The organism is bacterium, assembly GCA_024742285.1.
Lineage (GTDB): Bacteria > Myxococcota_A > UBA9160 > UBA9160 > UBA4427 > UBA4427.
Map to the genome: position 1 here is coordinate 429,901 of JANSYR010000004.1, position 10,754 is coordinate 440,654.

General features: G+C 70.4%; 11 protein-coding genes. 7 read left to right on the forward strand and 4 right to left on the reverse strand.

The window, feature by feature from the left end:
- Nucleotides 1-17 precede the first annotated feature (17 nt).
- Nucleotides 18-734, reverse strand: a complete 717-nt coding sequence (locus NXI30_10835) for a VTT domain-containing protein (GenBank protein MCR9094700.1) — start codon at nt 732-734, stop codon at nt 18-20.
- Between the two features lie 73 nt (nt 735-807).
- Between NXI30_10835 and NXI30_10840 the strand changes: the two genes are divergently transcribed.
- The 4 genes from NXI30_10840 (at nt 808) to NXI30_10855 (ending at nt 3,932) form a co-directional block, all read left to right on the forward strand.
- Nucleotides 808-1,773, forward strand: a complete 966-nt coding sequence (locus NXI30_10840) for a diacylglycerol kinase family lipid kinase (protein ID MCR9094701.1) — start codon at nt 808-810, stop codon at nt 1,771-1,773.
- On the forward strand, nt 1,770-2,732 hold the full coding sequence (locus tag NXI30_10845; protein ID MCR9094702.1) for a queuosine salvage family protein: 963 nt from the start codon (nt 1,770-1,772) through the stop codon (nt 2,730-2,732). The genes NXI30_10840 and NXI30_10845 overlap by 4 nt, the downstream gene beginning before the upstream one ends.
- Nucleotides 2,733-2,766: 34 nt before the next feature.
- Entirely contained in the window at nt 2,767-3,270 is a 504-nt protein-coding gene (locus NXI30_10850; GenBank protein ID MCR9094703.1) for a permease, read from the forward strand.
- A 98-nt stretch (nt 3,271-3,368) separates the two neighbouring features.
- Nucleotides 3,369-3,932, forward strand: a complete 564-nt coding sequence (locus NXI30_10855) for an NnrU family protein (GenBank protein ID MCR9094704.1) — start codon at nt 3,369-3,371, stop codon at nt 3,930-3,932.
- Nucleotides 3,933-3,950: 18 nt separating this feature from the next.
- On the opposite strand, the gene NXI30_10860 is transcribed toward NXI30_10855, so the two are convergent.
- Complete coding sequence (locus NXI30_10860) at nt 3,951-5,288, reverse strand: transporter substrate-binding domain-containing protein (GenBank protein MCR9094705.1); 1,338 nt, start codon at nt 5,286-5,288, stop codon at nt 3,951-3,953.
- Nucleotides 5,289-6,184: 896 nt separating this feature from the next.
- Between NXI30_10860 and NXI30_10865 the strand changes: the two genes are divergently transcribed.
- Both NXI30_10865 and NXI30_10870 read left to right on the forward strand, forming a co-directional pair.
- A complete protein-coding gene (locus tag NXI30_10865) occupies nt 6,185-6,382 on the forward strand; it encodes a cold shock domain-containing protein (GenBank protein ID MCR9094706.1) in 198 nt (65 codons plus the stop codon).
- A gap of 57 nt (nt 6,383-6,439) precedes the next feature.
- Nucleotides 6,440-7,510: an ecdysteroid 22-kinase family protein gene (locus NXI30_10870; GenBank protein ID MCR9094707.1), complete on the forward strand. Its 1,071-nt coding sequence runs from the start codon at nt 6,440-6,442 to the stop codon at nt 7,508-7,510.
- A 19-nt stretch (nt 7,511-7,529) separates the two neighbouring features.
- On the opposite strand, the gene NXI30_10875 is transcribed toward NXI30_10870, so the two are convergent.
- Both NXI30_10875 and NXI30_10880 read right to left on the reverse strand, forming a co-directional pair.
- The gene (locus NXI30_10875; GenBank protein ID MCR9094708.1) at nt 7,530-7,940 is read right to left on the reverse strand and encodes an MAPEG family protein; all 411 of its coding nucleotides are present in this window, start codon (nt 7,938-7,940) and stop codon (nt 7,530-7,532) included.
- 27 nt (nt 7,941-7,967) lie between these two features.
- Nucleotides 7,968-9,611: an NAD+ synthase gene (locus NXI30_10880; protein MCR9094709.1), complete on the reverse strand. Its 1,644-nt coding sequence runs from the start codon at nt 9,609-9,611 to the stop codon at nt 7,968-7,970.
- Nucleotides 9,612-9,732: 121 nt separating this feature from the next.
- Here NXI30_10880 and NXI30_10885 point away from each other — a divergent pair, with 121 nt between their 5' ends.
- Nucleotides 9,733-10,620, forward strand: a complete 888-nt coding sequence (locus NXI30_10885) for an alpha/beta hydrolase (GenBank protein MCR9094710.1) — start codon at nt 9,733-9,735, stop codon at nt 10,618-10,620.
- Nucleotides 10,621-10,754: the final 134 nt, after the last annotated feature.

Below are 10,754 nucleotides of genomic sequence, written 5' to 3' on the forward strand. Positions count from 1 at the left end.
GCTCGGCAGGGTCCGGATCAGTCGGACGCCCCGTCGATCTCTTCGGCGGGGCGTTCTTCGTTCGGGCGCCCCAGAAAGACGTCGCGCAGCCACGCCCGGCCTTCCGCGAAGGTCAGCGGGATCGCGAGGACGCCGCCGAGCACGGCCACGGGCGCGAGCAGGGCCGTCCAGCTGGCCTCGACGAGCGCGTTGCCGAAATAGGCGAAGACGGCGGCGCGGATCACGCCGCCCACGAACGCCGCCACGACGAAGTTCGCGCCCGGCATCGGGGTCCAGCCCGCCGCGGCGTGGAGCGGGGTCAGCGGCGAGATCGGGTAGCCGAAGGCCAGGCTGAAGGCGACGATGCCGGTCCGGCGGCTCGTGAAGTTCAGGATCTTCTGCACGCCGTCGCCGAGTCGCTTCTCGATCACGTGGCGTCCCGCATAGCGGGCGGCGGCGAACACGGCGGAGCCCGAGAGCATCAGACCGGCGCCCCCGACCAACGCGCCGACCCACGTACCGAAGCAGAGCCCCGCGGCGATCAGGACGAGCTGCGAGGGGAGGCCGAGGAGCGCGCGGCCGGCGACGATGAAGACGAAGAGGACGGGCGCCGCCGGTCCGAGATCGAGCACGTAGTCGCGGATGGCCTCCGCCTCGAACTCGATGCCGAGGCGGGTCCGGAGGATCGTTCCCGCGACGTAGACGACCACGAGGATCCCGCTGACGATGAGGAGGCGTCGGACCGTCGGGTTCATGGCGGGGAGCATACTGGGTCCGGGTCCCGAGCCGCGGCGAAAGTTCCACTTCGGATTTCGGTACCGTCGCGGCGTGGAGAGGGACACCGTCGTCTGCCTCAATCCGGCGAGCGCCGCCGGCCGGACCGGTCGCGAACGGCGAGCGATCGTCGCGGCGATCGAGTCGAGGCTCGGCCCGGTCGAATGCGTCGTCACCCGCGCATCCGGAGATGCGGCACGGATCGCCGCGGAGGCGTGTCGTGACGGCATCACGCGCCTGCTGGTGGCGGGCGGTGACGGCACGATCAACGAAGTAGCCACGGGACTTCTCGGCGAGGGGGCACCGTCGGGGCCGCGGCCCCGCCTCGGACTCCTGCCCCTCGGCTCCGGCTGGGACTTCGCTCGGAGCCTCGATCTGCCGCGCCGTCTCGACGCCGCCCTCGACGTGATCGCGAGCGGCGCCGTACGGCGGATCGACGCAGGGCGAGCCGTCGTCCGGACCGGGGGCGGCGCCCCCCGCGAGCGCGTCTTCGTGAACGAAGCGAGCGCGGGGCTCTCCGGGGACACGATCCGGATCGTCGGTCGCTTCGCGAAGCGGGTCGGGGCGCGGGCGGGCTTCGCCCTCGGCGCGGTCGCGGCGATCCTCTCGCATCGCGCCCTCGAGGCCGCCGTCGAGGTCGACGGCGAGCGGATCTACGAAGGCCCGATCTCGCTCGTCGTCGCGGCGAACGGCTGCTGTTTCGGCGCGGGGATGAAGGTCGCTCCGAACGCGCGGCCCGACGACGGGCAGCTCGAGCTGGTCCTCGTTCGCGGGCTCTCGGTTCCTGCTCTGCTGGCGAATCTGCCTTCGCTCTTCGCGGGCACGCATGGGCGTCACCCCGCGGTGTCCTTCCACGCGGCGCGGACGGTGTCGATCGAACCGAAAGGGCGGGCGATGAACGCCGATCTGGATGGAGAATCCATGGGGACGCTGCCGCTTCGGGCGGAGGTGCTGTCCGGTGCGCTCGAGGTCTTCGCGCCGGCCGCAAGGGCCGGCGAGTCGGAGGGGGCGGACGCGTGAGTGATGTCTTCGACGCGATCCGGACGCGCTGCGCCGAGGTCACGCGGCTCGCGCGCTTCGTCGCGATCGACGAGCCCGGGCTCGCGCGATTCGCGGACGAGCTGGCGCGTGAACCCTGGCCCGAGGACGATCTCGATCCGGCGCATCACTTCGAGGGCGATGACGAGACGATGCTCGCGTTCACCTTCCTGCTCGACGCCATCAACTTCGGCTCGGGGTGGTTCCCCGTCCTCGCGAAGCGCGATGGGATGAGCGGCTACCGGACCGTCGCGACCGCCTGCAAGGAGCGCTTCGAACGGGACGGCGCGCCCGATGCGCGGGCGCTCGGCCGGGCGACCCCCGAATCGATGGCGACGATGCTCGGGCAGGACGCGAGCGAGCCCGAGGTCGCCGAGCTGATGGCCCTCTTCGCCCGGGCCTGGCGCGACTTCGGCGCGTGGCTCGAGGCGTCGTACGAAGGGCGCTACGACCGCGCGATCGAAGCCGCCCGGGGCTCCGCGGCGCGCCTCGTCGACGCGTTGACGGAGATGCCGCTCTACCAGGATCGGGCGCGCTACGGCGGGATCGACGTGCCCTTCTACAAGCGAGCCCAGATCACCGCTGCCGACTTGAGCCGTGCCTTTCCCGGAAAGCCCTGGGGCACGTTCCGCGATCTCGATCGACTCACGCTCTTCGCGGACAACCTGGTGCCGCACGTCCTTCGCTGTCGTGGCGTCCTCGACTACGACGAGGGGCTGCTCGCGAGGATCGATCGCGGGGATCGGCTCGAGGTCGGTTCGCCGGAGGAGGTGGAGATCCGTGCGGTCGCCGTCGTCGCGGTCGAGCGGCTCGTGGCGGCGCTCGCCGGACGCGGTCGACCCACGACGGCGCACGTCCTCGACGGGCTGCTCTGGAACGCGGGGCAGGCCAGGGAGATCAAGGCGCATCCGCGGCACCGCGCGCGGTGCGCCTTCTATTGATGGACGAGACGGGCTGGGAGCTACCTTCGGCGCGATGAAGATCCTCGACGGCAATTTCTGGATCATCTTCGGCCTGCTGATCGCGCTCTCCGGCCTCGCGCTCTGGCGCGGCGGCACGCCCTTTCTGGGCGAAGCGCTCGGCGGCGGGATGAAGCTCTTCCTGCGCTTCGGACTCGTGCTCTTCGTCTCGTTCCTGGTGGCCGGCCTCGCGGAGGCGTTGATGCCGCGCGAGTGGGTCCAGTCGTCGCTCGGGCCCGAGTCTGGGTGGAAGGGGCTGCTGATCGCGACGGCCGCCGGCGCGATCACGCCGGCGGGGCCCTTCGTGTCGATGCCGCTGGCGGCGGCGATGCTTCGCGCGGGGGCGGGTGCGGCCGCGGTGATCACCTTCCTGTCCGCCTGGAGCCTGCTCGCGATCCATCGGCTGATCGCCTGGGAGGTTCCGATCCTGGGCGCGGGCTTCGCGGTCTCGCGTTGGGCGCTCTGTCTCGTCCTTCCGCCTCTGGTCGGCCTGCTCGCGCGCGCCCTGCTCCGGAGCTGAATCCGGCCGTCTGCGCCCTGCCTGCGCCCTGCCAGCGAATCCCTGCATCCCGTCTCGCGACGTCGAGGGGTACCCTCGCTCGGCCCGCGGAGGAATCCATGGTTCTGCTCGTACTCGGTGTCGCCCTCTTCGCGTTCGCTCATTTCGCGACCGCCCTCGACCTCGCTCCGAGAAGGCGATCGATTGAACGCTTCGGTGCGGACGGCCATCGCGGCGTCTTCTCCCTGGTGGTGATCGCCGCCGTCGCCCTGATCGTCCTCGGTTGGCGCGGGAGCGAGCCCGTCTTCCTCTACGGTCCGCCGGCGTGGAGTCGCGCCGCGGCGAACGGGGCGATGGTGATCGCGTTCTTCCTCTTCGTGGCGAGCAGCGCGCCCTCGAACGTGCGCCGCTTCCTTCGACATCCGCAGCTGCTCTCCGTGCTCGTATGGGCCATCGCCCATCTCGTGGCGAATGGCGACGTGCGGTCGGTGGTCCTCTTCGGCGGGCTCGGCGCCTGGGCGGCGCTCATGATCCCGGCGCTGAACCGGCGGGACGGTGCTTGGGAACGCCCGGCGCCGCAGCCGTTCGTGGGCGACGTCGTCGTGGTCGCGATCGCGGGGGCCGTCTTCTTCGGCGTGCGCTGGGCGCATCCCTGGATCGCCGGCGTCTCCGCCGCGTTCTGAACGCGGCCGCCGGCCCGCTCAGCGATCGGCGGCGAGCACGCGTTCGAGGCTCGCGTGGATCGCCTCGAGGTCGCTCGCTGGCAGCGCGTGGCGAGCGAGCGCGTCGCCCACGGCTTTCCGCGTCGGCGCATCGACGTCGCTCGCGGCGGCCTCCACGAGCAGCGCGGCGATCCGGTCCCCGAGATCGAGCAGGGCGGGTCGCACGTCGTCCGCGAGTCGGGCGGCGGCGGCCTCGAGCGCCGTCGCCGGTGCGGGCGCCTCGGCGCTCGTCGGGTTCGCTCGCGTCCAGGCGCGTTGGATCGACTTCGCGGCCTCGATCTGCGCCTGGTAGAAGGCGCGGATGCCGGCTTCGTCGGGCGCCGGCAGACCTCGCGCTGCCGCTTCGTTCGCGACCGAGCCGGCCGCGCGGTCGAGGACCGTCGCCTCCCGTGGCCGATCCTCGATCGGGCGGGTCATCACCTGCTTGACCCGCGCGACCTCGGTCATGAGCGAGAGTCGGTCGTCGAGGAGGGCGAGGAGCGCGGCGACGGTTTCCGCGGTTCGGTCCGCGGGCAGAGCGTGCTTCGCTCGCAACGCGGCGAGGGTCCCGTCCCGTTCGGCCGCCTGGAGCCAGGCATCGAAGCGGGCGCGCTCGTCCTCGGACCCGACCGGGAACCAGGCCGCCTTCCGATCCCGCGTGAGCGGTCCGATCGCCCGGAGCCCTGGTCGGCGCGTCTGCCAGTGGGGGGCCTCGAGGGAATCCGTGACGACCGCGTCGACGCCGGGCCCTTCGAGTCGGTCGAGCACCGACCCGTTGTCCGGCACCGGCACGATCCGCGCGTCCGGGAAGAGCGCTCGGGCCGTTCGCTCGAGATGGCCCCCCGCGTTGACCGCGAAGGTGAGGCCCGGGCCGGCGAGTGTCCCGACGTCGGCGAGGGGCCCATCCGCCGGGACGAGGACGACCGCCCCGCTGACCGTGACGGGCAGGCTGAAGCGGCCCGCGATCGAACGGTCTGCCCGGACGGTCACGCCCGAGAGCGCGAAGTCGAAACGTCCCTCGTCGAGATCCCTCGCGAGCGTCCTCCAGACGAAGGGCACCCATTCGACCCGGCGACCGGTCGAGGCCGCGTACGCTTCACCGAGATCGATGGAAAAGCCCCTCGGGTCCGTCTGGGAGGGCGCCAGGGCCAGCGAGAACGGGTGGTAGTCGCCGCTCGTGCCGATTCGGAGCGTATCGGCCGGCGGGGCGGAACCGCTCGGGCCGCCCAGGCAACCGAGGGCCGAGAGGGTCGCCAGCAATGCGAACAGGTTCGCAATCGAGGTGAAGACGCTTCGATTCGCTGCATCGGGGCGAGAAAGATTTTCCATTCCAGACATTTACGGCACTCGCGGGGCTCGACGAGGGTTCCCGGGATCGTTGACCAGCGCGGCCCCCTCTCCTACTCTCGGCGCCCGCCGGCACGGAGACGGTTTGTCCCCCGGTCGTTCCCGCGGTCCTCGGCCCGATCCCAGGCCGCCGACACGGGAAGCGATTCGAGAGGAAGCGAGCGAGAGAGGCGACGCCTCGATCATCCACCAACCCCCCTCCGGAGCAGGCTCCCACCCGCGCTGCCCCCGATCGACGATTCGACGAGAAGCAAAGTCGTGATCGTTCCCGGAGCTGCCCACCGACCTGGTTCGGCGTGCAGGAATCGAGAACGACGTCGGTGTCGCGCAGACGGAAGGGGATCGCAACCAGCGTCGAAGGCTCGCCCGCGGTCGGGACGGTCGGACTGAATCGTGGGCGGCGGTTGGACGAGGGATCACAGGCCCGGGCTCATCGGGCTTCGGATCGAGAATACGAACGAATCATCGGCGCGGTCGACTCGGAGCGAGCCGAGTCCCGTGCCCAGGGCGGCGGAAACGGTCGCCAGTCCGTCCGACGCCGCGAGCGAGCGAGCGCCGGCGCCCCCAAGAGGACACCGCCCCGAGCGGAAAGGAGACGCGTCATGCTGACTCTCGACGAGATCGAATCCGGACTCTACGTGACGCACAAGAACACGGGCCTCCGCTACAGCGTGGTGGACGCCGAGGACGACGAGGTCCTCCTCGCCCCCGAGCAGGACGGACTGCAGGACCTGACCGTCCCCCTCGACCTCTTTCGGAGCGAGTTCGTGGCGAGTGATCGCTTCCGTGCGCCCGGAGGACGTCGCGGCGGTCGCGGTCGACGCCGAACGCCGCAGGCCGGGACCGGGCCCGTCGCCGCCCCGTCGGGCCCCAAGAGCAAGGGCAAGATCAAGAAGATGGTCCGCGATCGCGGCTTTGGCTTCATCCGAGGCGACGACGGCAAGGAAGTCTTCTTCCACCGCTCCGGTCTGAATGCCGGCGACTACGACGGACTGAACGAGGGCGATTACGTCGAGTACGTCGTCCAGGAAGGTCCGCGCGGAGCGCGCGCCGAGCACGTTCGCCACACGACCGTCGAAGCGTAGGCCGTCTCCTCGGCGGCGCCGCTTGCCCGGCGCTCGTTCGGAGTCCACCCTCCCAGGATGGCCCGACCGAATCCCGCCGTCCTCGTCGACCCCGCTGATCTGACTCCTGCCTGGCTGAGCGACGCGCTCCAGAGCGCCGGGCACGACGTCGTCGTGTCCGCCTGTCGGAGCGAGTCCGTGGGCACGGGCCAGATGGCCCACAACGAGCGGATCTGGCTCGAATACGAGCGGAACGGCGCGGGCCTTCCGGCGACGATCGTCGGCAAGTTCCCCTCGCCGAACGAGGAGAGTCGCGCATCCGGAGCGCGGGGCGCCTACCGGTCGGAGACCCGCTTCTATACGGAGCTCGCTCCGGACCTCGCGGTCTGCGTTCCGGCCTGTCACTACGGGGCGGTCGCCGGGGACCAGGCGACGTTCACGCTGCTCCTCGAAGATCTCGCTCCCAAGGTCCAGGGCGATCAGATCGAGGGCGCGACCGACGACGAAATCGAGGCCGCCGTCCGGAACCTCGCCGGCCTGCACGCCCCGCGTTGGGGCGACGCGTCGCTCCGCACGATCGATTGGCTGGGTGGCGGTCTCGGCGACGAGCTCGTGACCTACGTACGGATGGGGACGCCCGTCTTCATCGAACGCTATCGCGACCGGCTCTCCGACGAGGACGCGGCCACGCTCCAGGCCTATGCCGACGGCGTCAAGAACTGGCTCGACCGTCGGCCGTCCACGCCGACCCTGGTCCACGGCGACTATCGACTCGACAACCTGATGTTCGAGACGACGCCTGCGGGCATTCGCGTCGCGGCGGTCGACTGGCAGACGCTCTCGGTCGGCTGCGGTGGGCAGGATCTCGCGTATCTGCTCGGCAACAGCGCGCCGCCCGAACGGCGCCGCGCGCACGAGGATCGGATGCTGGCGGCCTATCGCGAAGAGATGGCGCGGCAGGGCGTCGAGCTCTCCGCGGATCGGGTCCGGTCCGACTACGTCTACGGCACGTTCCAGGGACCGATGATCACCATGCTGGGCTCGCTCGGGGTCGGGCAGACCGAGCGCGGCGACACGATGTTCATGGCGATGGCCTCGCGCTCCTGCGCGCAGATCCGGGATACCGGCGCCCTCGACGTGATCGCGTGAGCGGATTCCGCGATCGGTCTCAGAGGAGCCCGCGCATCCCGTTCACGAAGAGGCCCAGCAGCGCGATCAGCGAGAGTCCGAAGCTCGCGGACCGGGCGGGGCCCCAGCCGGCGTAGTAGCAGGCCATGTGCGCCACGCGTCCGAGGACCCACGTGGTCGCCAGGCCGTTCGTCCAGGCCGCGTCCGCCCCGACCGCGACCGAGAAGATCGCGAGGAGCGTGAAGGCCGCGATCGACTCGTTCGTGTTCGCGTGGGCGCGGGTGGCGCGGAACAGGAAGTCCGTGGGGTCGGGCTCGATCGGGAGGCCCGGCGGGTGTCGCCTCCGGAGTCCGGCGACGTCGACGACGAGGAGCTGAAGGACCAGCAGGCCCCCGGCCAGTCCGAGGCAGACGATCGTCGTCCGATAGGCGTCGAAGGCGGCGGAAAGCATGCTCGTCCCCTCGCGTTCGCTTCGCGCCTAACCCGTGTAGCGATGGACGATCGGTAGGCGTCGTCCGCCGCCGAAGGCCTTCTCGGAGGTGCGGAGCACCAGCGGCGTCTGGCGACGTTTGTACTCGTTCCGGTCGAGGCGACGGAAGATGCCCTGGGCGACCTCGTCGGTCGTCCCGGCGGGCGTCTCGATCGAGGCAAAGCTTCGGCGACCTTCGATCGCCTGGCTGAGCACGTCGTCGAGGATCTCGTAGGGCGGGAGATCGTCCTGGTCGAGCTGGTCCGCCGCGAGCTCCGCGGAGGGCGGCTTCTCGATCGTCCCGATCGGGATCTTCTCACCGTTCCGATTGGCGTATCGCGCGAGGGCGTAGACGTCCTGTTTGTAGACGTCGCCCAGCACGGCGAGACCGCCCACGGTGTCGCCGTAGAGCGTGCAGTAGCCGACGGAGAGCTCGCTCTTGTTGCCGGTCGCCAGGACCAGCCGGTTCTCTTCGTTCGAGCACGCCATCAGGACGGCGCCGCGGATGCGGCTCTGGATGTTCTGCTGGGTCAGGCCGTAGTCGTCGCGCTCGCCGAAGAGCTGGCCGAAGACGCCGCGATAGGCCTCGTACATGGGCGCGATGTCCGCACGCCGGACCTCGATCCCGAGCAGCTCGCCCAGGCGGAAGGCGTCGGATATCGAGTGGTCCGAAGAGAACGGCCCGGGCATGGCCACGCCCAGCACGCGATCCGCGCCGAGTGCTTCGACCGCGAGGTATGCGGTCACCGCGGAGTCGATCCCGCCGGAGAGGCCGATGACGGCGCCGGGCGGCAGGTTCTGCTTCAGGAAATAGTCGCGGATGCCCAGGACGAGGCCGCGCTCGAGCTGGGCGACGGCTTCCAGGTCTTCGACTTCGCCGATCGGCGTGCCGGGCCCCGCCGGCAGCTCGCAGATCCCGAGGCCGGTCTCGAAGAGCGGCAGCGCCGAGTGGACCTGGCCGTTCGGTGTGATCACGCAGGAGCCGCCGTCGAAGATCAGCTCGTCGTTGCCGCCGACCTGGTTCACGAAGACGACCGGGCGGTCGGTCCGCGCCGCGACGTCCGCGAGCATCGTGCGCCGCTCCGCTGCCTTGCCGACGTGCCACGGCGACGCGGAGGGATTGAGGATCACGCCTGCGCCGAGCGCTGCGAGCTCTGCCGCGGGGTCGACGGGATAGGGTCGCGTCTGGAACCAGGTGTCCTCGCACACGGCGATGCCGATCGGCATCGAGAGACCCGGGACCTCGATCGGCGCACGGCCCTTCGCCTTCGCGAAGTAGCGCGTCTCGTCGAAGACGTCGTAGGTCGGGAGGAGCGTCTTGCTCTGGTGCGCCAGACGTCGCCCCTCGGCGAGCACGATCGCCGCGTTCTCGATCTCCTTCGGTCGCGCGTCGTCCGTCCGGCGCACGGCCCCGACGACGATCGCGATGTCCCGGCTCGCCTTCGCGAGCTCGTCGAGCTCCGCCAGCTGATCGTCGACGAAGCGGTCCCGCTCGAGCAGGTCCATCGGCGGATAGCCCGTGAGCGCGAGCTCGGGGAGCACCACCAGGTCCGCACCAGCGGAGGCGGCCCGCTCGGCGGCCTCCTGAGCGAGACGGCGGTTGCCCGCGAGGTCACCGACGGTCGGGTTGATCTGGGCGAGGGCGATCTTCATATGGCGGGGAGGATACCCCGCACGAAGCCGACTGCGCCCCGCCGCGAAGGCGCCCCCCGCGCCTATACTCGATCGCCCGATCAACCATCGCGTCCCACTTCACCGCCCAGCAGGATCCCGAATGCCCGCCTCCTCCGACGCGATCGTCGGCCCCGCCTCGAGCTTCTACATCTCCCAGCGCCTCCGTCTCCACTTCGTCGACTGGGGCTCGGAGGACAAGCCGCCGCTCCTCCTGGTCCACGGCGGCCGGGATCACGCGCGCAACTGGGACTGGGTCGCGCGGGCCCTGCGCGACGAGTACCACGTGATCGCGCCGGACCTGCGGGGCCACGGCGACTCGGACTGGTCGATCGGTGGGCAATACACCCTGCCCGAGTACGTCCTCGACGTCGCGCAGCTGATCGACGTGCTCGACCTCTCGCCGCTCCGGATCATGGCCCACTCGATGGGGGCCGCCGTGTCCCTCCAGTACGCGGGGATCTTCCCGGAGAACGTCCACAAGCTCGTGGCGATCGAGGGCATGAAGATTCCCGACGTGGTGGAGAAGCGGATGGAACGCCCCATCTGGGATCTGACCCGCGACTGGATCGAGGGCGTGAAGAAGTCGTCGAGCCGGACGCCCCGGCGCTATGCGACGATTGATGCTGCCGCCGAGCGGATGCAGGAAGAGAATCCCCACCTGTCCCAGGAGCAGGCGCGCCATCTGACGATCCACGGCGTCGCGCGCAACGAGGACGGCACCTTCAGCTGGAAGTTCGACAACGCGGCGCGGCCGCTCTTCCCCCAGCGTCTCGACCGGGAGCAGCGCGCGGAGATCTGGGAGCGGATCGACTGCCCGACTCTCCTCGTGCACGGCAACGAGTCCTGGCACGGCGATCCTTCGGCGGACGGTCGCGCCGACCGGATCGCGAAGAGCACCGTCGTCGGCTTCGACGACGCCGGCCACTGGGTCCACCACGACCAGCTCGAAGGCTTCCTCGAAGTCGCCCGCGACTTCCTTCGCGACTAGTTGTGGGACCTAAGCAGCTTGTTGACGGTATTCCCTGAGCCGCTGCATAGGCGTCTTCTTGCCGAGCGAGCGATGGGGTCGCTCATGATTGTAGTGCTTGACCCAGGGCCGCAAGCTTTCGGCACGCATGGCTG